At 71.2% G+C, this 22,379-nt stretch carries 25 protein-coding genes and 2 pseudogenes; 15 read left to right on the top strand and 12 right to left on the bottom strand.

Annotation, left to right across the window (positions count from 1 at the left end; genetic code table 11):
• The gene (locus ACYVOM_RS11795; RefSeq protein WP_460303332.1) at window positions 1-948 is read left to right on the top strand and encodes a peptidase inhibitor family I36 protein; all 948 of its coding nucleotides are present in this window, start codon (window positions 1-3) and stop codon (window positions 946-948) included.
• On the opposite strand, the gene ACYVOM_RS11790 is transcribed toward ACYVOM_RS11795, so the two are convergent.
• Window positions 921-1,880, bottom strand: coding sequence for an NBR1-Ig-like domain-containing protein (locus ACYVOM_RS11790; protein WP_460303331.1), 960 nt, complete (start codon window positions 1,878-1,880; stop codon window positions 921-923). The genes ACYVOM_RS11795 and ACYVOM_RS11790 overlap by 28 nt on opposite strands.
• Window positions 1,881-2,626: 746 nt before the next feature.
• Here ACYVOM_RS11790 and ACYVOM_RS11785 point away from each other — a divergent pair.
• Both ACYVOM_RS11785 and ACYVOM_RS11780 read left to right on the top strand, forming a co-directional pair.
• A pseudogene (locus tag ACYVOM_RS11785) lies at window positions 2,627-3,379 on the top strand (Scr1 family TA system antitoxin-like transcriptional regulator); the annotation flags it as partial.
• A gap of 55 nt (window positions 3,380-3,434) precedes the next feature.
• Window positions 3,435-3,554: pseudogene (locus ACYVOM_RS11780) on the top strand (DUF397 domain-containing protein); the annotation flags it as partial.
• A gap of 80 nt (window positions 3,555-3,634) precedes the next feature.
• On the opposite strand, the gene ACYVOM_RS11775 reads toward ACYVOM_RS11780, so the two are convergent.
• Window positions 3,635-3,982 carry a MerR family transcriptional regulator gene (locus ACYVOM_RS11775; protein WP_460303465.1) on the bottom strand — a complete coding sequence of 116 codons (348 nt, stop codon included), beginning with the start codon at window positions 3,980-3,982 and terminating at the stop codon, window positions 3,635-3,637.
• 63 nt (window positions 3,983-4,045) lie between these two features.
• Here ACYVOM_RS11775 and ACYVOM_RS11770 point away from each other — a divergent pair, with 63 nt between their 5' ends.
• From ACYVOM_RS11770 to ACYVOM_RS11760, 3 genes are all read left to right on the top strand, one after another.
• Window positions 4,046-4,363 (top strand): putative quinol monooxygenase, encoded by a 318-nt coding sequence (locus tag ACYVOM_RS11770; RefSeq protein ID WP_460303464.1) that lies wholly within the window; start codon window positions 4,046-4,048, stop codon window positions 4,361-4,363.
• A 318-nt stretch (window positions 4,364-4,681) separates the two neighbouring features.
• A complete protein-coding gene (locus ACYVOM_RS11765) occupies window positions 4,682-6,064 on the top strand; it encodes an FAD-dependent monooxygenase (RefSeq protein WP_460303463.1) in 1,383 nt (460 codons plus the stop codon).
• A gap of 98 nt (window positions 6,065-6,162) precedes the next feature.
• Window positions 6,163-6,438: a DUF427 domain-containing protein gene (locus ACYVOM_RS11760; RefSeq protein WP_460303330.1), complete on the top strand. Its 276-nt coding sequence runs from the start codon at window positions 6,163-6,165 to the stop codon at window positions 6,436-6,438.
• Between the two features lie 178 nt (window positions 6,439-6,616).
• Here the strand turns inward: ACYVOM_RS11760 and ACYVOM_RS11755 are convergent, their stop codons facing one another.
• From ACYVOM_RS11755 to ACYVOM_RS11720, 8 genes are all read right to left on the bottom strand, one after another.
• The gene (locus ACYVOM_RS11755; protein WP_460303329.1) at window positions 6,617-7,243 is read right to left on the bottom strand and encodes a C39 family peptidase; all 627 of its coding nucleotides are present in this window, start codon (window positions 7,241-7,243) and stop codon (window positions 6,617-6,619) included.
• 263 nt (window positions 7,244-7,506) lie between these two features.
• A complete protein-coding gene (locus ACYVOM_RS11750; protein WP_460303328.1) occupies window positions 7,507-8,298 on the bottom strand; it encodes an acyl-CoA dehydrogenase family protein in 792 nt (263 codons plus the stop codon).
• Window positions 8,299-8,303: 5 nt separating this feature from the next.
• Window positions 8,304-9,398, bottom strand: coding sequence for an acyl-CoA dehydrogenase family protein (locus tag ACYVOM_RS11745; protein ID WP_460303327.1), 1,095 nt, complete (start codon window positions 9,396-9,398; stop codon window positions 8,304-8,306).
• Window positions 9,395-9,826 (bottom strand): nuclear transport factor 2 family protein, encoded by a 432-nt coding sequence (locus tag ACYVOM_RS11740; protein WP_460303326.1) that lies wholly within the window; start codon window positions 9,824-9,826, stop codon window positions 9,395-9,397. The genes ACYVOM_RS11745 and ACYVOM_RS11740 overlap by 4 nt, the downstream gene beginning before the upstream one ends.
• Window positions 9,816-11,024, bottom strand: coding sequence for a metal-dependent hydrolase family protein (locus ACYVOM_RS11735; protein WP_460303325.1), 1,209 nt, complete (start codon window positions 11,022-11,024; stop codon window positions 9,816-9,818). The genes ACYVOM_RS11740 and ACYVOM_RS11735 overlap by 11 nt, the downstream gene beginning before the upstream one ends.
• Window positions 11,024-11,350 carry a hypothetical protein gene (locus ACYVOM_RS11730; protein WP_460303324.1) on the bottom strand — a complete coding sequence of 109 codons (327 nt, stop codon included), beginning with the start codon at window positions 11,348-11,350 and terminating at the stop codon, window positions 11,024-11,026. Before ACYVOM_RS11730 ends, ACYVOM_RS11735 begins: the two co-directional genes overlap by 1 nt.
• On the bottom strand, window positions 11,334-12,605 hold the full coding sequence (locus ACYVOM_RS11725; RefSeq protein ID WP_460303323.1) for an aromatic ring-hydroxylating oxygenase subunit alpha: 1,272 nt from the start codon (window positions 12,603-12,605) through the stop codon (window positions 11,334-11,336). The genes ACYVOM_RS11730 and ACYVOM_RS11725 overlap by 17 nt, the downstream gene beginning before the upstream one ends.
• Before the next feature lie 23 nt (window positions 12,606-12,628).
• Window positions 12,629-13,162 carry a carboxymuconolactone decarboxylase family protein gene (locus ACYVOM_RS11720; RefSeq protein ID WP_460303322.1) on the bottom strand — a complete coding sequence of 178 codons (534 nt, stop codon included), beginning with the start codon at window positions 13,160-13,162 and terminating at the stop codon, window positions 12,629-12,631.
• 320 nt (window positions 13,163-13,482) lie between these two features.
• On the opposite strand from ACYVOM_RS11720, the gene ACYVOM_RS11715 reads away from it, so the two are divergent.
• From ACYVOM_RS11715 to ACYVOM_RS11675, 9 genes are all read left to right on the top strand, one after another.
• Window positions 13,483-15,609 carry a branched-chain amino acid ABC transporter permease gene (locus ACYVOM_RS11715; RefSeq protein ID WP_460303321.1) on the top strand — a complete coding sequence of 709 codons (2,127 nt, stop codon included), beginning with the start codon at window positions 13,483-13,485 and terminating at the stop codon, window positions 15,607-15,609.
• A 4-nt stretch (window positions 15,610-15,613) separates the two neighbouring features.
• Window positions 15,614-16,300, top strand: a complete 687-nt coding sequence (locus ACYVOM_RS11710; protein ID WP_460303320.1) for an ABC transporter ATP-binding protein — start codon at window positions 15,614-15,616, stop codon at window positions 16,298-16,300.
• Window positions 16,297-17,004 carry an ABC transporter ATP-binding protein gene (locus ACYVOM_RS11705; protein ID WP_460303319.1) on the top strand — a complete coding sequence of 236 codons (708 nt, stop codon included), beginning with the start codon at window positions 16,297-16,299 and terminating at the stop codon, window positions 17,002-17,004. The genes ACYVOM_RS11710 and ACYVOM_RS11705 overlap by 4 nt, the downstream gene beginning before the upstream one ends.
• A complete protein-coding gene (locus ACYVOM_RS11700; protein ID WP_460303318.1) occupies window positions 17,001-17,390 on the top strand; it encodes a hypothetical protein in 390 nt (129 codons plus the stop codon). The genes ACYVOM_RS11705 and ACYVOM_RS11700 overlap by 4 nt, the downstream gene beginning before the upstream one ends.
• A 12-nt stretch (window positions 17,391-17,402) precedes the next feature.
• Window positions 17,403-17,711 (top strand): hypothetical protein, encoded by a 309-nt coding sequence (locus tag ACYVOM_RS11695; RefSeq protein ID WP_460303317.1) that lies wholly within the window; start codon window positions 17,403-17,405, stop codon window positions 17,709-17,711.
• A gap of 13 nt (window positions 17,712-17,724) precedes the next feature.
• Window positions 17,725-19,023 (top strand): amidohydrolase family protein, encoded by a 1,299-nt coding sequence (locus ACYVOM_RS11690; RefSeq protein WP_460303316.1) that lies wholly within the window; start codon window positions 17,725-17,727, stop codon window positions 19,021-19,023.
• Between the two features lie 64 nt (window positions 19,024-19,087).
• Complete coding sequence (locus ACYVOM_RS11685; RefSeq protein WP_460303315.1) at window positions 19,088-20,254, top strand: acyl-CoA dehydrogenase family protein; 1,167 nt, start codon at window positions 19,088-19,090, stop codon at window positions 20,252-20,254.
• Between the two features lie 131 nt (window positions 20,255-20,385).
• Entirely contained in the window at window positions 20,386-21,027 is a 642-nt protein-coding gene (locus ACYVOM_RS11680; protein WP_460303314.1) for a TetR/AcrR family transcriptional regulator, read from the top strand.
• 41 nt (window positions 21,028-21,068) lie between these two features.
• Entirely contained in the window at window positions 21,069-21,506 is a 438-nt protein-coding gene (locus tag ACYVOM_RS11675) for a hypothetical protein (RefSeq protein WP_460303313.1), read from the top strand.
• A gap of 45 nt (window positions 21,507-21,551) precedes the next feature.
• On the opposite strand, the gene ACYVOM_RS11670 is transcribed toward ACYVOM_RS11675, so the two are convergent.
• Both ACYVOM_RS11670 and ACYVOM_RS11665 read right to left on the bottom strand, forming a co-directional pair.
• Window positions 21,552-21,830 (bottom strand): SCO4225 family membrane protein, encoded by a 279-nt coding sequence (locus ACYVOM_RS11670; protein ID WP_460303312.1) that lies wholly within the window; start codon window positions 21,828-21,830, stop codon window positions 21,552-21,554.
• Window positions 21,823-22,374, bottom strand: coding sequence for a lamin tail domain-containing protein (locus ACYVOM_RS11665; protein WP_460303311.1), 552 nt, complete (start codon window positions 22,372-22,374; stop codon window positions 21,823-21,825). The genes ACYVOM_RS11670 and ACYVOM_RS11665 overlap by 8 nt, the downstream gene beginning before the upstream one ends.
• Window positions 22,375-22,379: the final 5 nt, after the last annotated feature.

Raw genomic sequence — 22,379 nt, 5'->3', positions numbered from 1 at the left:
ATGAAGACGACGAACGTGTTCGCACGGTCGTTCTCCCGGGCCATCGCGGCGCTCGCCGCGGTGGCCCTCGGGGGAGCGGTCCTGGCCACCGCGACGCCCGCCTCGGCGGCGGCCCGCGACGGCGTCTGCGACAGCGGCGAGTTCTGCTACTACTACAACAGCGGCCTCTCGGGATCGCTGTCGGACTTCACCGACTCCGTCCCGGACTACGGCACCGAGCAGCCGTCCTGCTACGACTTCAAGGGGGCGGGCGCGGGCAAGGGGCTGTGCGTCAAGAACGAGGCGGCCTCGGCCTGGAACCGCAGCGGCAAGACCGTCCGGGTCCACTACAACAGCGACTACAGCGGCTCCTACCAGGACTTCGCGCCCGGCGCCCAGGCCAATCTGAACGCCACCCTCAAGAACGAGAACGCCTCGCACCGGTTCCTCACCACGGGCACCGGGTGCAAGACCGACGGGACGCACAGCACCCTGCCCACGTCGATCCTCGTGTACCGGGTGTCGCTCGGCCGCGTGGACCGGGTGGACTTCAAGACCTACGTCAAGAACGTGCTGCCCAAGGAGTGGATCCCGAGCTGGCCGGCCGAGTCGCTGAAGGCGGGCGCGATGGCCGTCAAGAGCTTCGGCTGGCACTGGGCGCTGACCTCCACCCGCACGACGTCGTGGGGCGAGTGCTACGACGTCACCGACACCACCTCCAGCCAGGTGTACGTGCCCGGCTCGGCGACGGCCGCCACGAACGCCGCGGTCGACGCGACGTGGGGCACCCGGATGACCCGCTCCGGAAAGATCCTGGAAGCCCACTACTGCTCGACGACCACGGCATGCGGCGGCTGGGTGACCGGGGACTGGATGTCGCAGTACGGCTCCGCCGACCAGGCCGCGGCGGGCGCCGGTTACGCCGCGATCCTCCGGAGCTACTACTCCGGGATCGTGCTCGGCTCCTGATGTCGCGCGGCCCCCGCCGTGTCATGAACGGCGGGGGCCTGCGGGTCGATGATGATCTGGAAGTTGACGGGGCGGGTCCCGGGGAACGCGATCCGCCCCTCGGCGTCCACCATCTTGAAAAGCATGTAGCAGAGGCCGGGAGACTTCTGCGGGGTGACCTGGGCCCGGATCTCGACGGTAGCGCCGGGCGGCGTGTCGTCTATCGGCACCTCGGCGATCGTCTGGCACCGGCCGATCTGCTGCGGCGAGTCGAGGCGGCGCAGGCTGTAGCCGTTCCACGGGACGGTCCCGGCGTTCTGAAGCCGCCACACCTTGGTGACGGGTTCGTCGGGGGGCACCCGGGCGCAGTCGATCAGCGTGACGTCCGCGACGAAGACCGCGAGGTCGCCGGCATGCGCGGGAGGGGAGGGGGGAGGGTTGGGGGTGAGGACGGGGCAGTCGGCGGGGCCGGGAACCACGGTGGCCGGGCTGCCGGTCGGTTCGTCGGCCCCGGAACCGGGGTCGCCGGAGAGGGTGAAGAAGGCCGCCGCCCCCGCGCCGAAGACCGCGACCGCGAGCACCGCCTTCGCCGGGGTGGAGAGCCGGGGTCGTATCGGGCCGTCGGAGTTGGCGGGCGCGGTGCGGGAGAGCCGTGGCCGTTCCCGGCCGGGCGGCGGGCTCGCCCGGTCGGTGCTCTGGTCGGACAGAGGTAGGTCCGGAAGGTCGGATTCGGTGGCCCGGAGAGCAGGGGAGCCGCTGGCGGTGACGGGGACGCCGGCGGCGCTCGCTCCCCTGACCGTCCGGTTCGCCTGCTCCCAGCGGGCCCGGTAATCGGCGGGATCCGCGCCGCACGCCTTGATGAACTCGACGGTGGTCTCCCAGCTCGGAAGCCGGTTCCCTTTGGTGGCCTCGTACAGGGTCGTGTGCGAGATCGCCCCGGATCGTCCGGACATCTCGCGGAAAGATGGATTACCGAGTGAGGTGCGAAGGTCCCGTAGGACCGAGGCGAAGTCACGAATTGCCGCCACCCGGGCGTCAATGTCCTCCATCGGGCGAAGTTAACGCGCTTCGAGTCCTCATTCAACACAGATCCTGACTCTCTTCCCAACCGTTCCCCGGGGTTCACAGGGAAGCGGCGGGCCGCCCGCCCCGTCGACACCGCGGGGGTCGCGTGGACACGGCGGGACGGGCGGCCTTCCCCGCGGGAGGGTGGAGCCTCTGCGGGGGTCGCGGCCCGGCTTCCCCGGTCCGCGCCGGTCGGGGAAGCCGGAGATCCGGGGAGGTCGGGGACGGGGCCGGACGAGGCGGGCTCGTGGGGCGGCGGGTCGAGGAGGAACCAGTGGGACTTCCAGCCGCCGGGAAGGCGGGTCCAGCCGTGCTCGGTCGCGAGCATGTCGACGAGCGGGAGGCCGCGGCCCCCTTCGGCGTCGCCGTCGGGCATGCCGGGGGTGTCCGGGCACTCCCGGAGCCGGTCGGCGCAGTCGAAGTAGATCCCGCCGGACAGCGTCGGCCGCGTCGTCGCCCGCAGCGCGTCCCCCTCCGGGCTCGACTTGACCGGGCTCGACTTGCGTTGGTGACGATCTCCGAGACGATCAGCTCCGCCGTCTCGACGAGTTCCTCGGGCAGGCACCACGCCCGGCATGCCACGCCCCACCTCCATAAAGGGTCCAAATCGGACTCCCGGGATTGGGGGCTCGACATGGAACATTTTCGATTGTTGATGTTGTCGTCGGTCTGTATTACCTGTTCTTGCTGCAAGAGTGAGACCTGGCGCGTGCCGTGTCCAACCGTTCCGCAATGCCAAAACAACTCGAACAACCGCTCACAACTTTGGAGGCGGCAGATGGGTGAGTCGACTTATCCCGACCCGGCTGCGTCGCTCTGGTTCGTAGTGGCCCGTGAGCTGCATGAATTCCGCACGGTCCTCGGCCTCACGGGGAGTGAGCTCGGGGCGATTCTGGGTGTCGACAAGGCCGCGGTTTCCAAGATCGAGCACGGCAAACTGCGCCTCAAGCCGAACCAGGCCCGTCTTCTCGATGTCTGGGAACGCTCCGTCCTCACGATGAAGCTCGCGGAAAGCGGCAGGACCCGTCTCGTCAGCCGGGCTCCCGCACTGTCGGCGGGCCGGTGGGAGTTGCTCGTCTTCCATGCCGGTCGTGAGAACTCCGACGACTGGCGGGAGGCCTACGAAACGCACCGGGAGCAAGCCACCGTCGCCCGCGTCTGGGAGCCGGCGTGGGTTCCGGGCCTGATGCAGACGCAGGATTACGCGCGCGAAGTGATCAATGCGGGCTACCCGGAGAACCCTGAAAAACTGCTTCGGGAACGCATGCAAAGGCAGGAGCGCTACCTCGCGGGAAGCCAGCACCTGTGGGCGCTCATCGACGAAGACGTGCTGAGCAAGTTCAGCGGCCATCCGGAGATCATGCGCGCACAGCTCGCACAACTCCTAGAATTCTCAAAGCTGGACAAAATCGGCTTGCGTGTAATTCCCAGTCGAAGCCGCCCGCTTTGGATCCACCATGGTGGGCATTCGCGACTCCAAGCACATCCGGATCGGCCATCTGACCCTGCCCGCGTCCCGATTCCGGGAGTTTCTGGGCGCGGTCAAGGCGAACAGGTACTGACCCCCACTGACAAGGTCCCTCTGCTTTGGGGCCTTGTCCTTTCTGGCGGTGGGCCACGCGCGGTCCCCGGGCCCGGTCGCCTAGGAGGCGGCGGAGGCCGTGAGAAGGGTGCCGAGGGCGGCGCGGGCGGAGGTGAGTTCGGCGATGCGGGCGTCGAGTTCCGCGGCCTGACGGGCGAGGTGGTCTGCGACACAGGTTTGGAGGGCTTCGCCGTCGGGCGTGAAGCAGGGCATGAGGTCGCGGATGACCCTGGTCGGGAGCCCGGCGGCGAGCAGCCCCCGGATCCGCGCGACGGTCTCGGGCGCGTCCGCCTCGTACTGACGGTGCCCGCCGGACGACCGCCGCGACGTCAGCAGTCCCTGTTCCTCGTAGTAACGCAGCAGTCGGACGGCCACGCCCGTCTCCCGCGCCAGCTCCCCGATCCGCACGTGACCCACCCCACATCGAGCGCACTTGAACCTCACATCAATGTCAGATCATACGGTCCGACCATGACGAACAACGCGACCCACCGGCCCGTCACCCTCTACGGCTTCCTCACCCCGAAGCCCGGCAGCGCCGACACCCTCCGCGCCCTCCTCCTCTCCCTCGTCGAACCCTCCCGAACCCACCAGGGCAGCCTCCAGTACCACCTCCACGAACAGGAGGACGGCCGCTTCTTCCTCTACGAGGTCTGGCACTCCCGCGAAGACCTGGACCGCCACAACGCCACCCCCCTCCTCCAGGACGTCCTGGCCCGCATCGCCGACCACCTGGCGTCCCCTCCGGAGTCCTACTTCGCCGACATGCGCAGCCCCCTCCCGGCCTGAGGCGGCGACCGGCCGTGGACGTCAGGCGGCCGGAAAAGAAGTGGACGAGGCGACGGGCGGGCCGGTAGCTTGCACGCGACCGTGACACGGCCCGAGGAGGTGAGACCCATGAACGAGGTACCGATGTGGGTGCTCCCCCTTACCGCCACGGCCGGCGACTGACGCAGGTGTCGCCGGGAGCGCCTCCCTGACAGGGCACTCCCGAAAGGCAACACCATGGACTCTTCGCAGTCGACCGTCCCATCGTTTTCAGGCTCCGGCGCCGATCGAGCGCCGAGGTTCGACGTGATCATCGCCGGGTGCGGGCCGACCGGCGCGATGCTGGCCGCGGAACTGCGGCTGCACGGCGTGCGGGTGCTCGTTCTGGAGAAGGAGACCGAGCCCAAGTCTTTCGTCCGCATCGTCGGCCTGCACATCCGCAGCATCGAGCTGATGGCGATGCGCGGGCTGCTGGACCGCCTCCTCGAACACGGGAGGCGCCGTCCGGCCGCCGGGTTCTTCGCCGGCATCGCCAAACCCGAGCCCGCGGGCCTGGACTCCGCGCACGTCTATCTGCTGGGCCTCCCGCAGCCCGTCATCGAACGCCTCCTCGAAGAGCACGCGATCGGACTCGGCGCGCAGGTCTGGCACGGTCGCGCGCTGGCCGGTCTCGTGCAGGACGACGAGGGCGTGACGGTCGAGCTGGACGACGGGGAACTGCTGCGGGCGCGCTATCTCGTCGGCTGCGACGGCGGGCGCAGCACGGTGCGCAAGCTGCTCGGCGTCGGCTTCCCGGGCGAGCCCTCGCGGAACGAGACGCTGATGGGCGAGATGCGCGTGCGCGCGTCACCGGAGGAGATCGCCGCGAAGACCGCCGCGGTCGGCGCGGCCCACCGGCCGTTCTGGCTCAGGCCCTTCGGCGCGGGCGTCCACGGCGTCGTCGTCCCCGCCGAGGGGGTCGGCGACCGCGCGGAACCGCCCACCCTCGCGGATTTCCAGCGGGCGTTGCGCGCCGTCGCGGGAACCGACTTCGGCGTGCACTCCCCGCGCTGGCTGTCCCGGTTCGGGGACGCCACCCGGCTGGCCGAACGCTACCGCGTCGGGCGGGTGCTGCTGGCCGGCGACGCCGCGCACATCCATCCGCCTGCCGGCGGACAGGGCCTCAACCTGGGCGTGCAGGACGCGGTCAATCTGGGCTGGAAACTTGCCGCGCTGATCCGCGGCCGGGCGCCGGGAACGCTGCTGGACACCTACGAGGCCGAACGCCGACCCGTCGCGGCGGACGTGCTGGACAACACCCGCGCCCAGCTCGAACTGCAGTCCGCCGAACCCGGCGCGCAGGCCGTGCGCAGGCTCCTCACTGAACTGATGGACTTCGCGGAGGTGAACCGCCGCCTGATCGAGAAGATCACCGCCATCGACGTCCGCTACGACTTCGGCGAAGGCCCCGACCTGCTCGGCCGCCGCCTGCGCGACATCGACGTGCGGCAGGGCCGCCTCTACGACCTGCTGCACCGCGGCCGCGGCCTGCTGCTGGACCGGACCGGACGCCTCACTGCGGGCGCCTGGTCGGACCGCGTCGACCACCTCGCGGACCCCACCGCCGCTCTGGACGTCCCGTGCCTCCTCCTGCGCCCTGACGGCCACGTCGCCTGGATCGGCGACGACCAGCGAGACCTGAACCACCACCTCACCCGCTGGTTCGGCGAGCCCATCACCTGATCGCGCTCGGCCGGGCGGACGGCCGGGGCGAGCGCGCCGAGGCGCGTCGCCGTGCACCCCCGCGGCCGGACGGATCGGCCGCGGGGGACAATGGACTCATGCGAGCGATGTGGAAGGGCCAGGTCATCGCCGACAGCGATGACACCGTGATCGTCGAGGGCAACCACTACTTCCCGGTGGAGTCGGTGCGCGCGGAGCTGCGCGCGTCGGACACGCACACGGTCTGCCCCTGGAAGGGAACCGCCTCCTACTACCACGTGGTGGTCGACGGCGAGGTCAACGAGGACGCCGCCTGGTACTACCCCGAGCCTTCCGAGAAGGCGCGGGAGATCCGTGGCCGCGTCGCCTTCTGGAAGGGCGTCCAGGTCGACTAGCCCCGGCACGGCCGCTGAGACGTCGTCCCGACCCGCGACGACCAGACGGCGCGGGTCGGCGACGCGCGCCGGACCCGCGACCGGTTTCGTCGCGGAGCGGGCCCGCCGACGGGTCGCTCCGTGCGCCCCGAGCGCGCTGGGCCGGTGCGCTCGGGATGTGGCGGGGCTTCTCGGCAGGTCACAGATGCAGGGCGATGCCCCGGCGGGCGGCGAAGGAGTCGAAAGTAGGGGCGGGGAGGGCCGCGGCGACGGTTTCGGGGGTGTGGCCGGAAGGATTGTGGAAGTGGACGGTGTCGCCGGGGTGGGCGGTGGCGAGGACGAGGTGGCCGCCGCGGCCGGGGGAGGGGCGGTCGGGGCGGCGGATCTCGACGTGCACCGAGGCGATGACGAGGCGGCCCGCGTCGAGTTCGGCGCGCAGCCTTTGCGGGGTGAGGTCGGTGATGACCTCGGCGGAGAGGCCGTGGTGCTCGGCCGCGTACCCGACGAAGGGCCGGTAGAGCAGCCCGGGGCCGGTCGTGCCGTCGTCGCGCTCCTCGTAGACGCCGTGCGCGAGGGCCCCGGTGCGCAGCTCCCACAGGGTCGGCGCCTGCCCGTCGCGCGCGAGGAGGGCCATGCGCAGACAGGTGAGCCCGCACCACCGCCGCGACCAGATCCCGTAGTCGGCCCGCGTCGGGGCGCCGCTGGCGGCCCAGCCCGGGTCGTCCTCGGCGGGACGCCCGTCGTAGACGATCGAGGCGATCAGCCCCGGCGTGGCGAACTGCGTGAGCGCCGGCACGGCGCGGCGCACGGCCTGCTGGTCGGACAAGGCTCCTGGCCTCCGGTCGCGAGTGTCGACGGCCACCTTACGTCAGCAAGGGCAAGCCCTCGCCCCGCGCCCACGTATGGGAACGCCTAGGAGGCGGCTGCCGATGGTGGAGTTCGACGGGACGGTCGAGGTCGTGGGCGCGCGGGGCCCTGTGCCGTTCCTCGACCACGATCGCGACGACGGGAAGGGCCCCTACCACTGACGTGAGGCGGCCGGGCCCCGCGAGAGGCCCGGCCGGTTCCACCTGTGCTGTTCGCGGACCGTCACAGGTGGGTGAGCCGGGGGGCGGCGCGCTCCGACCGCAGGAGGGCGCCGGCCTCGCGGCCCAGCTCTTTGGCGCTGCCCAGGAGGCCGTCGAGGACCAGGGCGCGTTTGACGTGGTGGTGCAGGGGGTGTTCGGCGGTGAAGCCGATGCCGCCGAGGACCTGCTGGCAATGGCGGGAGGCGGTGAGGGCGGCTTCGCCCGCGGCGGCCTTCGCCAGGAGGGAGGCGAAGTCGTCGGGGCGGGACGTGGCGGCGACCAGGGCGGCCTCGGCGCCGTCGAGGGCGACGAGGGTCTCGGCGAGGCGGTGGCGGACGGCCTGGAAGGAGGCGAGGGGCTTGCCGAACTGGACGCGGTCGAGGACGTGGGCGCGGGCCAGGGCGAGCATCGCGTGGCCCGTGCCGAGCAGCCACCAGCCCAGCGCGCGGCGGCCTGCCGCCAGGGGGACGGGGTCGCTGCCGGAGGCCGTGCGGAGGGGAAGCGCCGGATCGAGGGAGATGCCCGGGACGTCCGTGCGCTCCCACACCACATGGGCGCGCCCCGCATACGGGAGCGTAAGGGTGCCGCCCAACGGTCGCCCGGCCTCGGCGAGGACCACGTCGTTCAGCACCGACGCGTGCGCGCCCGTCTCGCCGAGCAGCCGGAACACCGCGGGAACCGCGACCTCCGGCAGCTCCCGCAGCAGGTCGGGCCAGCCCAGCTCGTCGAGGGCCGCGTCCAGGGCGGCCCCCGAAGCCGACGCCATCGTCTTGCGCAGCGTCTCGGCGAGGAGGTCGCGTTCGGCGGCGTCCATGGCCGTCACTCCTTTCCGAGGTCGAGGAGGCGGCGGGCGATGATGTTGCGCTGGATCTCGGAGGTGCCGCCGTAGATCGTCGCCGCGCGCGAGTACAGGTATTCGGGCTGCCAGGGCGACGAGCCGAGTTCCAGGACGCCCGGCAGGAGGTCCCGCGCGGTGTCGAACAGCCGCTGTTCGGCCGTCGCGAGCAGCACCTTGTCGACCGACGTCTCCGGTCCGAGCTTCGCGCCCGCGCCGAGCCGCTCCTGGGTGGTGTGGGAGCGGCACCGGGCGGTGTGCAGCGCGAGGTAGGCGGCCCCGAGCGCGGCGTCGTCGCGGGCGTCGAGGTCGGCCTGCTCCAGCACCCGGTCGAGCCGGGCGAACAGGTGGGCGATGCGGTGCCAGAAGCAGGTGGACCGCTCGTGCGGGAGCAGGTCCATCGCGAGGCTCCAGCCGTCCCCGGGGTTCCCGAGCATCCGGTCGGCGGGCACCGCGACGTCGTCGAAGAACACCTCGGCGAACTCGTCGACGCCGTGCATGGTGCGCAGCGGCCGGACGGTGATGCCGGGGGAGTCCATGTCGACGAAGAACGCGGTGATCCCCGCGTGGCCGGGCGCGGTCCGCGTCAGCAGCACGCAGCGCTGGGAGAACTGCGCGAGGCTGGTCCACACCTTCTGCCCGCTGACGATCCAGTGGTCGCCCCGCGGGACGGCCTTCGTCGTCAGGGAGGCGAGGTCGCTCCCGGATCCGGGCTCGGAGAAGCCCTGGCACCACTGCTCCCGCCCGCTGAGCAGAAGCGGCACCATCTCGGCCGCGAGCGCGGGCTTGGCGTAGGAGATCAGCGTCGGCACGAGCACTTCGACCATCGAGTAGATGCCCGGCGCGGCGAGCCCCCTCGTGGCGACCTCCTCGCCGAGCACGGCCCGCAGGACGGCCGGGCCCCCGAGCCCGCCGACGAGTTCGGGCCACCCGTGCCGCATCCAGCCGGCGTCGAACAGCTCCCGGCGGACGCGGGCGAGCTGGGCGACCTCGGCTTCGAGCGAGTGGTCGGGGCCGGGCGCGAGGTCGTTCTCCGTCAGCCAGGCGCGCAGCCCCGACCGGAACTCCGCGACGTTCACCCGAGGGATTCCTTGTAGGCGTGCGGGATGCCGTGGTCGTGGTCCCCGTTGCGTCGGATGAAGGTCATCGAGCGGGTCGCGAGCCGCCAGCCGTCGGCGGTGCGCCGGTAGGTGTCGGAGTAGTACCCGATCCGCATGTGGTGGTTGGTGTGGTCGATGAACGCGAGCGGCTGGGTGCCGCTCGCGGCGTCGCCGTCGATCTCGACGAGGGCCGTGCCGGTGAGGAACAGGCCCTTGGGGGCGGCGGCGACGAGGTCGGGGAACTCGGTGAGCGGGTAGGTGTCGCCGAACGCGCTGTAGGTGCCGTCGGGGGTGAACACCGAGACGAGGCCCTCGATGTCGCCCCGGGTGATGGTCACCGCGTACTTGGCGAGCAGCTGGTGGATCGCGACGAGGTCCTCGGTGACCGAGGGGGATTCAGCCGGCAAAGACCTTCCCTCCCTTCATGACGAACTTGACGTGCTGGGTGACGGAGATGTCGGCCAGCGGGTCTCCGGGGACGCCGATGATGTCGGCGAGCAGCCCTGGCGCCAGCCGTCCCCGGTCGGTGACCCCGATCAGTTCCGCCGCGTTGACGGTCGCGGCCCGCAGCACCGCGAGCTCCGACATGCCGCGCGTGGTGAGCGCGACGAGTTCGGCGGCGTTCTTGCCGTGCGGGATGGCGGGCGCGTCGGTGCCGACCGCGATCTTCACGCCCGCCTCGATGGCCGCCCGCACGGACTCCCGCGCGCGCGGGAACATCTCGGCGGCCTTCGCCTTCAGCTCGGGCGCGGCCTTGGAGACGTCCATGCCGTCCGCGAGGAACGTCGTCGGCACCAGCCAGGTGCCGTGCTCCAGCATCAGCTTGATCGTCTCGTCGTCGATGAGGAAGCCGTGCTCGATGCAGTCGATCCCGGCGAGGACCGCGTTCTTGACCGCGCCCGCGCCGTGCGTGTGCGCGGCGACCTTGAGCCCGCGCCGGTGCGCCTCGTCGACGATCGCGCGCAGTTCCTCGTCGGAGTAGTGCTGCGCGCCCGGCAGGCCGGTGTGCGACATGACGCCGCCGGAGCAGCACACCTTGATGAGCTGCGCTCCGTGCTTGATCTGATACCGGACGGCCTTGCGCACCTCGTCGACGCCGTTGGCGATGCCCTCCTCCAGGGTGAGGGGCATGATGCCGGGCGCGAACGCGGCGAACATCGTCGGGTCGAGGTGCCCGCCGGTCGGGGTGATGGCGTGCCCGGCCGGGACGATGCGGGGCCCGTCGATCCAGCCCGCGTCGATCGCCTTGGCGAGGGCGACGTCCAGCAGGTAGCCGCCGGTCTTGACGAACAGGCCGAGGTTGCGGACCGTCGTGAAGCCCGCGCGCAGGGTGCGCCGCGCGTTCCCGACGGCCCGCAGCATCCGCAGCGGCGGGTCGTCCTGGACGGGCGAGTACGCGACGGTCTCGCCGCGCCCGCCCATCAGCAGGTTGACCTCCATGTCCATGAGCCCCGGCAGCAGGATCAGATCGCCGAGGTCGATGACCTCGCCTTCCGGCGCGCCCCCGATCCCGGCGATCCGGTCGCCGTCGACCCGGATGATCCCGGGCCGCACGATCTCGCCGGAGTCGAGATCGAGCAGCCCGGCGGCCTTCAGCGTGAGCATCAGAAGCCCGGTTCCACGAGGAGGTCGAGGTAGGCCGCGCCGCTGTCCGGCACGCGCGCCTGGCTCCAGCACTCGACGGGGAACGACACCATGACGAGGGACTGGAGCAGATGCATCAGAGTCCGGACGTCGTCGGGCAGGTCGTTGAAGTCGTACTTGTCGCAGTGGTCCATCGCGGCTTCGAGACGGGGCATGGCCGCGTCGTAGAGCGCCTGCATCTCGTCCATCGTGGAGGCGAGGCGCTTGGCGTAGCGCTCGGGCTCGGTCGCGAGCGCCCAGTCGGCGGTGAAGCGCTCCAGATCGGCGAACTCAGCGGGCAGCGGCATCGCGGTACTCCTCGACCTTGTCGGCGACGACCTTGTGCAGGTGGCGGAGCAGCAGCTCCTGGTCGCACAGCGGGAATTCGGTGACGGTCCTGGTGGCGATCATCGTCTGGGTCGCCTCCAGGGTGTTGGCGTCCTGCAGCGCGTACTCCTTGAACGTGACCGCGGCCAGCTCCTGGGCGAGGCGCTCGCGGGCGTTCTTCGGCGGCACGAAGTACAGGTTCGCCTCGAAGACGTGCCGGTCCACGGCGGTCGGCCAGTAGTGGTAGGTGAGGTACCAGCCGGGCGCCCAGAACAGCAGGGTGAAGTTGGGGAAGAACTCGAACGAGTCGGTGCCCCACGCGCGGTGCTTGGCCGGGTTGATGCCGCGCGGCAGCTCCCCGGGCTCCAGGCCCTCGATCGCCGGCCGGTCCCACGGGCCGAACAGGCCGCTGCGCAGGATGCGCTCGATCGGCTTCACCATGTTCGGGTCCTTCGGGGGGGCCATGCCGCCCCAGGAGGAGATCATCGAGTGCGGGCTGAACAGCTCGTAGTGCAGCGCCTCGAAGCCGTAGCCGAGGAGCTTGTCCGCTTCGTCCTTCGTCGCCTGCTTCTGGTGCAGGACGGGCGCGTGGTAGAACTCGGCGAACGCGTCGATGAACAGCTTCCAGTTGGAGCCGATCTCGGCCTTGTAGGTGTAGACCTCGGTCATCTCGTGGAACGGGTAGCCCTCAAGGCCCGTCGCCATCTCGCCGAGGTACTCCGTGAGGGTCTCCTGCGGGTCGAGGTTCACGAAGATGAACCCCTCCCAGACGTCGCAGGCCACCTCCTTCAGCCCGAAGTCCTTCTTGTCCAGGTCGAAGAACTCGCCTTCCTGCTGGACGAAGGTCAGCTCCCCTTCGAGGCTGTAGCGCCACGCGTGGTACTTGCAGGTGAACTGCCGGCAGGTGCCGGAGACCTCCTCGTTGGGGTAGTCGTTCCACACCAGTTTGTTGCCGCGGTGGCGGCAGACATTGTGGAAGGCCCGCACCTTCTTGTCGGCGCCCCGCACGATGATGAGGGACGTCCCGGCGGCGGCCAGCTCCTTGGTGAAGTAGTTCCCGGTGCGCGGGATCCGCTCGACCCTGCCGACGTTGAGCCACGTCCGCTTGAAGATCGCCGCGCGCTCGTCCTCGTAGAAGGCGGGGTCGATCGAGTCGGTGTAGTCGACGGGCGCGGTGCCGAGCTCGGGGTACTGCTCCGTCCAGCTCCCCGCCGGGGGCTTGGCGAAATGGGCCACGTTGATTGACCTTTCGTGCGCGTTCAGTGGTGGATGTCGGGGTCCAGGCCGAAGGTGTTGAACGCCATGGCCAGAAGGCAGTAGGCGCCGATGGTGAAGACCAGGTCCATGAGCTGGTGCTCCGAGAGGTGCGCGCCGAGGGCGCTCCACGTCGCGTCGCTCAGGTTCGAGGTGTCGTCGAGTTCGTCGACCGCCCGCAGGACCGCGGCGTCGAGCGGGTCGGCGGCCTCGCCGCGCCCTGCCGCGTCGATCTCCTCCTGCGTGAGGCCGTTCTCCAGCGCGAGCTGGGTGTGGTGCACCCACTCGAACGCGCAGTCACGGCGGCGGGCGACGCGCAGGATCGCGAGTTCGCGCAGCCGCGCGGGCAGCGTGGAGTGGATCAGCAGGTGGGTGTTGAAGGTCAGGAACCGCCGCGCGAGCGCGGGGTGCCGCACGAGCTGGGCGAGGGCGGCGCCGACGTCGGCGCGTTCGCGCCGGCCCTCGGGCATCAGGTAGGAGACCGCCTTGCGCTCCTGGTCGCCCCACTCTTCGGCCGTGATCGGCGGAAGGCGCGTCATGGTTCCTCCCTCTCGGTTAGGAGAATGGCGTTCTCATCTTCGAGCACCAGATTTCCACGGTTTGGGTCCCCGAGTCAATGCGACGGCAGGAGTCATCCGCGACGAGCTGGGGAAGAACCCTTGCCAGACTGAATGGTTGATTCTCTTTGAGCGAGAAGCTAGTTTCCTCTCACCGGTAGGAGTGTGATCCACCGAACACCCCGCACGCGGACAGCGACCCGCGTGAACCCAGGCGCAGGCCGGGAGCAGTACGAGGAGGAGACCCCGTTGAAACCGCATGAGACCAGCGCCGCCCGCCGAAGAGCGGCCTCGGACACCCCGTGATCGACGAGCTTCTGATCTTCGGGGTCGTCGGGCTGAGCACCGCCGCGATCTACGCGGTCATCGGCAGCGGCCTGGTGCTCACCTACACCACCACGGGCGTCTTCAACTTCGCGCACGGCGCCGCAGGCATGCTCTCGGCCTTCGCCTACTGGCAGCTGTCCGAAGGCTGGGGCCTGCCCGTCCCGCTCGCCCTCGCCGTCGTGCTGCTCGTGCTCGCGCCGCTCTTCGGACTGGCGGTGGAGAAGTTCGTGCTCCGCCCCGTCCAGGGGCTCGGCGAGGCCGAACGGCTGGTCATGACCGTCGCGCTGCTCAGCGGGCTCATCGCCGCGGCGCGCTGGATCTGGGACCCCAACGAGCCCCGGCCCCTGCCGACGTTCTTCGCCGACGCCGACCCGATCCGCCTCGGGCCCGCCACCGTCACCTGGCACCAGGCGATCACCATGATCGTGGCGATCGCCGTCGCCGTCGGCCTGCGCGTCCTGATGTTCCGGACGCGGGTCGGCGCGGAGATGCGCGCGACCGTCGACGACCGCGCGCTCGTCGGCCTCACCGGCGCCGACCCGCTGCGCGCGGGCCGGGTCGCGTGGGTCCTCGGCACGCAGCTCGCGGCGGTCGGCGGCATCCTCATCGCGCCGACCGTCGCGCTGGACGCCGTCCAGCTCTCCCTGCTGATCGTCAGCGCCTACGCGGCGGCCATCTTCGGACGGCTGCGCAGCCTCCCGCTGACGTTCCTCGGCGCGGTCGTCGTCGGCTGCTCCGAGAGCTACCTGACGGGGTTCCTCCCGCAGAACGACTACCTGCCCGGACTGCGGCTCGCCGCGCCCGCCCTGCTGCTGTTCCTCGCCCTACTGGTCTTTCCGCAGCGGCGGCTGCACGGCGGCGACAAGCGGGCCCGGCGCGTCCCTGAACCCGGCATGCGCGGCACGCTGGTGTTCGCGGCGGTCGTCGTGGCCTTCGGCGTGGTCCTCGCGACGGTGCTCAGCCCCTCCGAGCTCGTCAGCTACGGGCCGATGTTCTCGCTCGGCATCGTCGCGCTCTCCTTCGTGCCGCTGGCCGGCTACGCGGGCCAGATCTCGCTCTGCCAGCTCAGCATGGCCGGGATCGGCGCCGTCGTCTGGGCGCACGCGGGAGCCGACGGGCAGCCTTGGGCGCTGCTCGTCGCGGTCGCCGTAGCGGCGCTGGCCGGGGCGCTCGTCGCGATCCCCGCGCTGCGGCTCTCCGGCGTGTACCTGGCGCTCGGCACCGCGGCGTTCGCGGTCGTGCTCGACCGGTGGATCTTCTCGCTGCCCGCGTTCGACGTGCTCGGCGTCCGGATCGCCTTCTTCGACCAGGGCGCGGTGGACGTCGCGGGGCCGACCCTCTTCGGCTTCACGCTCGACACCGAGGCCGAACTGCTCGTGCTCGCCGCGGTCGCGCTCGGCCTCGCGTCGATCGGCGTCGCGGCGCTGCGCCGCGGCAGGTTCGGGCGGCGGCTCATCGCACTGCGCGACAGCGAGGCCGCCTACGCCACGCTCGGCGGCAACCTGCTGGCCGCCAGGGTCGGCGTGTTCGCGCTGTCGGCGGGCATCGCCGGGTTCGGCGGCGCCCTCTACGGGATGCAGCAGCGGGCCGTCACGCCCGAGCAGTTCAGCTTCATCGCCGGGCTGCCGCTGTTCCTCGTCGCCGTCATCGGCGGACTCGGCTCCGTCGGGGCGGGGCTGTTCACCGGCGTCGCCTTCCTCGGTCCCGCGCACGGCCTGGCGCTGCTCGGGCCGTGGGCGTCGAACGTGCTGTCGCTGCTGCCGAGCCTCGCCGGCCTCGGCCTGGCGCGCAGCCCCGACGGCATCATCGGCGGGTTCCGCAGCCAGTGGGGGCCGCTCGGCCGCGACAGGCTGGTGCTGCCGCTGCTGGTGGCCGCGCTCGCCGGCGCGTGGGCGCTGCGCCTCGCCGAGGTGATCGGCGGCTGGGCCCTGACCGGCCTCTGCGTCGTCGCCGCGGTCGCGCTGCGCACCTGGGCCGCCGCGCGCGAGACCGCGCGCAGCGCGCCCGCCACCCCGGAGATCCCCGTCGAATGGTGGGGGCTGCGCCGCGAGTGGCGCGGCGAGGACGAGGAGGTGTTGGCCCGTGGCGTCGCTGGAGGTTAGCGGGGTGACCGTCGTGTTCGGCGGCCACCGCGCGCTTGACGGAGTCGCCCTGACGGCCGAGGAAGGCCACGTCACCGGCCTCATCGGACCGAACGGGGCGGGCAAGAGCACCCTTTTCGACGTCGTGTCGGGGCTGCGCAGGCCGTCGGCGGGGCGGGTCTCGCTCGGCGGGAAGGACGTGACCCGGCTGGGCCCGGCGCAACGGGCGCGGCGCGGGCTCGCCCGGACCTTCCAGCGGCTTGAGCTCTTCAACCGGCTCAGCGTCCGGGACAACCTGCGCGTCGCCGCCGAACTCGGGCCGGAGAAGCGCAGGGCCGACGCCGCGGTCACCGCCATCATCGACCGGCTCGGCTTGCGCGCCGTCGCCGGCGACCAGGTGGACGCCCTCCCGACCGGGCTCGCCCGGCTCGTCGAGGTCGGCAGGGCGCTCGCGGTGCGGCCGTCCCTGCTCCTGCTGGACGAGCCCGCCGCCGGACAGGACGCCGAGGAGACCGACCGGTTCGCTGCCCTCCTGCGCTCGGTCGCCGCCGACGGGACCGCCGTCGTCCTCGTCGAGCACGACATGGGCCTCGTCATGTCCGTCTGCGACCGGGTCCACGTGCTGGACCTCGGCAAGATCATCGCGTTCGGCACCCCCGACGAGGTCCGCGCGAACGAACTGGTACTCGCCGCCTACCTGGGGGACGCATGAGCGCGTTGCTGGAGTTGCGCGGCGTCCGCGCGGCCTACGACCGGATCACGGTCCTGCACGGGGTCGACCTCGCCGTCGGCCCCGGCCAGGTGGTCGCGCTGCTCGGGCCCAACGGGGCGGGCAAGACGACCACGCTCAAAGTGGCCGCCGGAATCCACCCGGCGGCCTCCGGGCGGCTCGTCCTCGGCGGCAGGGACGTCACCGGGGCGGCCCCGCGCGACCTCGCCAAGGCCGGGCTCTGCCTCATCCCGGAGGGCAGGGGCGTGTTCCCGAACCTCTCCGTCCGGGACAACCTCCTGATGATGACCTTCACCGGGCGGCCCCGGGAGGAGATCGAGGAGATCGCCTTCCACCGCTTCCCCGTGCTGGCGAAGCGGGCCGGACAGACCGCCGGGACCCTCTCCGGCGGCGAGCAGCAGATGCTCGCCCTCGCCCGCGGCCTCGCCACCGACCCGGCCGTGCTCCTGCTGGACGAGCTGTCGATGGGCCTCGCGCCCCTCGTCGTCGCCCGGCTCTACGAGCAGGTCGCCGAGATCGCCGCCTCGGGCGTCGCGGTGCTCGTCGTCGAGCAGTTCGCCGCCGCCGTCCTCGGCATCGCCGACCACGCCGCGGTCCTCGTGCGCGGCCGCATCGAACGGCAGGGCAGCCCCGACGACGAGCTGCGCGCCGAACTCTCGTCCCTCTACCTGGGGAGTGCCTCATGACCACAGCACCGACACCCGACACCGCTCCCGCCGCGCCGTCGGCGGACCCCGGATCGCGCGCCGATCGCTTCGCCCGCGAGATGGCCGAGCTGAAGATCCCCGACCCCGCAGCGGGCCGCGCCGCCCTCTGGCTGCGCACGGGAGGCGTCCTGATGGCCCTCGGGGTCGCCCTCGGCGTCGTCGCCTACTTCCTCGCGCACGGCACCACCGACCCGCTCGCCCAGCGCGACGCCCTCGCCCTCGGGCTGCTCGGCGTCTCCTCGGCCGTCGTCGGCTCCGCCCTCTTCCTGCGCTACTCCCTGACCGGATTCCTGCGGTTCTGGATGGCCCGGCAGTCCTTCGACCTGGCCCGGCTCACCGAAAGCCTGCACGGCCCCCGCGACTGAAGGAGAACCACGTTGACAGCACCGCGCAACGGCGAACAGCTCGCCAGCACCGTCTGCGCCACCCGGGTGGTCGTCGTACGGGCCCCCGCGGGCGCGTCCGGTGTGCTGGCCTGCGGCGGCAGCCCCATGGTCCCCGCGGCGTCGGCCCCGCCCGCGCCGCCCACACCGGCGGGCGAGGCGGTGACGTTGCTCGGCAAGCGCTACACCGACGCCGCCGAGACCCTCGAACTGCTCTGCACGTCCGCAGGGACGGGCGAGCTGACGTACGACGGCGCGCCCCTCTCCCTGAAGGCCGCCAAGCCACTTCCCGCCTCGGACTGAAAGGACAAAGGCCATGAACCGCGACGACATGATCCTCATCAGCGTCGACGACCACATCATCGAACCGCCCGACATGTTCGTGAACCACCTTCCGGCGAAGTACAAGGACGACGCTCCCCAGCTCGTCCACCGCGAAGACGGCACCGACGTGTGGACGTTCCGCGACACCGTCATCCCCAACGCGGCGCTCAACGCCGTCGCGGGCCGCCCGAAGACCGAGTACGGCATGGAGCCGCAGGGACTCGACGAGATCCGGCCCGGCTGCTACGACGTGCACGAACGCGTCAAGGACATGAACGCGGGCGGCATCCTCGCGTCGATGAACTTCCCGTCATTCCCCGGATTCGCCGCGCGCCTGTTCGCCACCGAGGACGCCGACTTCTCCATGGCCCTGGTGCGCGCCTACAACGACTGGCACATCGACGAGTGGTGCGGCGCCCACCCCGGCCGCTTCATCCCGATGGCGCTGCCCGCGATCTGGGACCCGCAGCTGTGCGCCGAGGAGGTCCGCCGCGTCGCCGCGAAGGGCTGCCACTCCCTCACCTTCACCGAGAACCCGGCCGCGCTCGGCTACCCGAGCTTCCACAGCGAGCACTGGGACCCGTTGTGGCAGGCCCTCACCGACACCGGCACGATCCTCAACGTGCACATCGGCTCGTCCGGCCGCCTGACGATCCCGGCCGTGGACTGCCCGCCGGACGTGATGATCACGCTCCAGCCGATGAACATCGTCTCCGCCGCGGCCGACCTGCTGTGGTCGCGCGTCATCAAGCAGTTCCCGACCATCAAGATCGCGCTGTCCGAGGGCGGCACGGGCTGGATCCCCTACTTCCTGGAGCGCCTCGACCGCACCTACGAGATGCACTCCACGTGGACGCTCCAGGACTTCGGCGGGCGGCTGCCGTCGGAGGTGTTCCGCGAGCACTTCCTCACCTGTTTCATCAGCGACCCGCTCGGCGTCCGGCTCCGCCACGACATCGGCATCGACAACATCTGCTGGGAGGCCGACTACCCGCACAGCGACTCGATGTGGCCGAACGCACCCGAGGAGCTGCACGAGGTCCTCACCAAGTACGAGGTGCCGGACGACGAGATCAACAAGATGACCCACGAGAACGCGATGCGCTGGTACCGGTTCGAGCCGTTCGCGCACGTCCCGCGCGAGCAGGCGACCGTCGGCGCGCTGCGGGCCGCCTCCTTGGGGCACGACGTGTCGATCCAGTCGCGCAGCCACCGGATCGTCGCGCCCGAGGAGAAGCTGGAGGGCTTCCGCCAGCGCGCCCGCGCCGCGGCCGCCCGCGCCGCCCAGTGACGCCGGAGTCTCCGCAGGGGCCGGCGCGGTCCGCGTCGGCCTCAGGACCGAAAGAAGGTGACCCTTGGACTTCGAGCTGACCGCCGAGCAGAACCTGTTCCGCCAGACGCTCCGCGACTTCGCCGAGAAGGAGATCATGCCGGTCGCCTCCGAGTGGGAGCGCACCGGAAGGTACCCGGCCGAGTTCGTCGAGAAGTTCCGCGAGATGGGGCTTTTCGGGCTTAACGTCCCCGAGGAGTACGGGGGACTCGGCGCCGACCGGGTGTCCTACGCGCTCGCGTTCGAGGAGATCGCCCGGGCGTGGCTCGGCGCGGCAGGGCTCTTCGGGCCGCACTCCGTCGCGTGCTGGATGGTGTCGCGGAACGGGACCGGCGAGCAGAAGGCGCGGTTCCTGCCCCGGATGGCGTCGGGCGAACTCCGCTCGGGGCTCGGGCTGACCGAACCTGGCGCGGGCACCGACCTGCAGGGCATCGTCACGACCGCCGTGCGCGACGGCGACCACTACGTCGTGAACGGGGCGAAGACCTGGATCACGAACGCGCGGGTCGCCGGGATGCTGCCGATCCTCGTCAAGACCGGGGCGGTGAGCGGCGGGCACGAGGCCATGTCCGTGCTGCTCGTCGAGACCGACACGCCCGGGTTCACCGTCACGCGGGACCTGCCGAAACTCGGGTACAAGGGGCCCGAGACGTGCGAACTCGTCCTGGAGAACGTGCGCGTCCCCGCGGCGAACCTGCTCGGCGGGGAGGAGGGGCACGGGCTCCAGCACGTGCTCGGATCGCTGGAGATCGGGCGGATCAACATCTCCGCGCGGGCCGTCGGCGTCGCGCAGGCCGCCTACGAGGCGGCGCTGAACTACGCGCGGGAGCGCGAGGCGTTCGGCAGGCCGATCGCGAACTTCCAGGCGATCCAGCTCAAACTCGCCGACATGGCCACCGAGATCCAGGCCGCGCGGCTGCTCGCCTACTGGGCGGCGTGCCGCTCCGAGGCGACGGGCGGGCGCGTCGACCTGGAAGCGGGCATGTCCAAGATGTACGCCTCCGAGGTGGCGATCAAGTGCGCGCTGGAATCCATGCGGATCCACGGCGGGTACGGGTACTCGGCGGAGTTCGTCGTCGAACGGCTCTACCGCGACGCGCCGCTCATGGCGATCGGGGAGGGCACCAACGACGTCCAGCGGCTCATCATCGCCAAGTCGCTGGTGTCCGGAAAGGGACGCCTCGGCTGGTGAACGGCAGGTGAGGGATTAGCCTCGGTCCTATGCTGAGCGGCTGCCCAGTTTTTACGCCCCTGTGAGCCTTGTCACAGGGGCGTAACCAACCTAGTGTGTGTTCAGTAGGTTGGTTCGAAAGGGGCCGGTCGGTGCAACAGGACAGAACTTCTGCCGCTTCCGCCGCCGACCCGCGCCCCTACGCCGCCCTCCTCGCCAAGGGCGAGGACAGGCGGCAGAGGATCCTCGCGGTCGCCCAGCGGCTGCTGCGGCGCCAAGGCTGGCGCAGCACCACGCTCGCCCAGATCGGCCGCGAAGCCGGGATCAGCACCGCGGGCGTCCTGCACCACTTCGAGTCCAAGGAGCAGCTGCTCCACGCGATCCTCGACGCCCGCGACGCGGACGACGAGTCGCACGCGGACTACATGTCGGGCGACCTCGTCGAAGAACTCGGCAAACTCGCCGAGCGCTTCCAGCGGTCACCCGACCTCGTGGGGCTGTTCGCCGTGCTGCGCATGGAGAACATCGACCCCGACGCCCCTCTGCACCACCGGTTCCGCAGCAGGCACCGCGTCGCCCTGGAGACCGTGTCCGCCTTCATCCGGGACGGCCAGCGCTCCGGCAAGTACCGGACCGAGGTGGACCCGGCCGTCCTGGCCGCCGAGATAGTCGCCTTCATCAACGGGATAGAGACAACATGGCTGCTCGACCCTTCGCTTCCCCTGAACGAGGTCTTCAGGGAGTACGTTGCGTCACTCGACCGGCGACTCGCCCCAAGGTCGGACGCGTCCTGAGGCCCCGGCTGTTCATCGCCGCCTCCAGCACCGACGAGGCGGTGCGCTCGGCCGGAGGCTGGCTGTTCGACTGCGTCATGGCGGGCTGGGACGTCACCGTCCTCACCCCGGGCAAGGCCGACCCCACGGCCCTGCGCATCCTCGGGGCCCGCCCCGGCGACCTGGAGGCCGCGATCCTCCGCTCGGTCCCCGGCCCCCGCCCCGCCGCCGTCGCCGTCGAGGCCCACCTCTGCGAACTGGAACCGCGCGTGGGCTCCCTCCTGCGCAAGGCCATCGACACCTCCACGACGGACATCCGCGTCTGGGGCCCGGCCCATCCCCCCACCTTCCCCGACGCCATCACCCCCGTCCGCCACCACCTCAGCACCGCGGCCCGAGCCTTCAAAACCCACGCCCTGGCCACCCTCCCGGCGGCCCCCACCCCCCACGTCTCCCTGACCGAGACCTTCCACCGGGCCCCCGCCCCAGCCCGCCCCTGACGTTTTCGGGGCGCGCCCCACCCCCAGAGCGCGCCCCCCTTCGCCTCATCGCCTTCGCAGCAGCCACCGCAGCCCGACGGCCTGCAACGCCCCCGCCCCCAGCACCAGCACCGCGTTCACCAGAGTCCACGGGGTGGTGAGGAACAGCGTGACCGGAACCGACGCGGGCGCCGCCGCGACGATGAGCCAGACGAACCCGAGCTTGTGCTCGTCGCCGTCCCACCCGCCCATGCCGTACCCGACGACCCCGACGGCGAACGCCGCGACCACGCACAGGAAGTAGCAGACGGGGACGAGGTCGCTGACCTTCTTCGTGCTACTCACACACGACGCCGTCGCCGTCCCGGTCGGTGTACCAGGCGTATTCGGGGTCGGTGCCCTCGTAGTAGGGGCCGTAGCCGGCGGCGGTGGCCTCGGCGCAGGTGTCGAACTTGGGGTCGTTGCCGGCCGGGGGCTTGGGCTTGGTCTTCTTCCAGGTCTTGGAGAGGACCTTGGTGCCCTGGGCGTCGCGGAGGGTCGCGGTGTCGCCCGAGTTGTTCCAGATGTACCAGCCGCGCTGCATGTAGAGGTGCATCGCGGAGTTCTTCCCCTTACCCGTGTGGACGGTGACGGACCTGCCCGCCTTCAGGGTGAACGCGGGGAACTTGTAGACGTGGTTCTGCGCGTCGCGCAGCGTCCAGTTCTTGAGCTTCACCGCCTTGCCGCCCGCGTTCTTGAGGACGACGTACTCCTTGTTGAGGTGGGCGTTCCCCCCGTTGTCCGCCCCCGGCGCGTCGTACTGGATCTTGCCGAACCTCAGCGTCGGCTTCGCCGCCGCCGACGCGGTGGTCCCCGTGCCCGCGAGGACCAACGCGATGGCCGCCAACACGGCTG

This window comes from Actinocorallia aurea, assembly GCF_054783995.1.
Note: the sequence above shows the minus strand (reverse complement) of the source record. Positions and strands in the feature narration are given on the sequence as shown.

What these genes read in the sequence shown, in the direction of transcription:
- ACYVOM_RS11720 (WP_460303322.1), bottom strand. Translation starts at nt 13,162, where the DNA reads ATGACGCGCCTTCCGCCGATCACGGCCGAAGAGTGGGGCGACCAGGAG.
- ACYVOM_RS11795 (WP_460303332.1), top strand. Translation starts at nt 1, where the DNA reads ATGAAGACGACGAACGTGTTCGCACGGTCGTTCTCCCGGGCCATCGCG.
- ACYVOM_RS11765 (WP_460303463.1), top strand. Translation starts at nt 4,682, where the DNA reads ATGCTGGCCGCGGAACTGCGGCTGCACGGCGTGCGGGTGCTCGTTCTG.
- ACYVOM_RS11690 (WP_460303316.1), top strand. Translation starts at nt 17,725, where the DNA reads ATGAACCGCGACGACATGATCCTCATCAGCGTCGACGACCACATCATC.
- ACYVOM_RS11750 (WP_460303328.1), bottom strand. Translation starts at nt 8,298, where the DNA reads ATGGACGCCGCCGAACGCGACCTCCTCGCCGAGACGCTGCGCAAGACG.
- ACYVOM_RS11705 (WP_460303319.1), top strand. Translation starts at nt 16,297, where the DNA reads ATGAGCGCGTTGCTGGAGTTGCGCGGCGTCCGCGCGGCCTACGACCGG.
- ACYVOM_RS11770 (WP_460303464.1), top strand. Translation starts at nt 4,046, where the DNA reads ATGACGAACAACGCGACCCACCGGCCCGTCACCCTCTACGGCTTCCTC.
- ACYVOM_RS11700 (WP_460303318.1), top strand. Translation starts at nt 17,001, where the DNA reads ATGACCACAGCACCGACACCCGACACCGCTCCCGCCGCGCCGTCGGCG.
- ACYVOM_RS11760 (WP_460303330.1), top strand. Translation starts at nt 6,163, where the DNA reads ATGCGAGCGATGTGGAAGGGCCAGGTCATCGCCGACAGCGATGACACC.
- ACYVOM_RS11730 (WP_460303324.1), bottom strand. Translation starts at nt 11,350, where the DNA reads ATGCCGCTGCCCGCTGAGTTCGCCGATCTGGAGCGCTTCACCGCCGAC.
- ACYVOM_RS11735 (WP_460303325.1), bottom strand. Translation starts at nt 11,024, where the DNA reads ATGCTCACGCTGAAGGCCGCCGGGCTGCTCGATCTCGACTCCGGCGAG.
- ACYVOM_RS11790 (WP_460303331.1), bottom strand. Translation starts at nt 1,880, where the DNA reads ATGTCCGGACGATCCGGGGCGATCTCGCACACGACCCTGTACGAGGCC.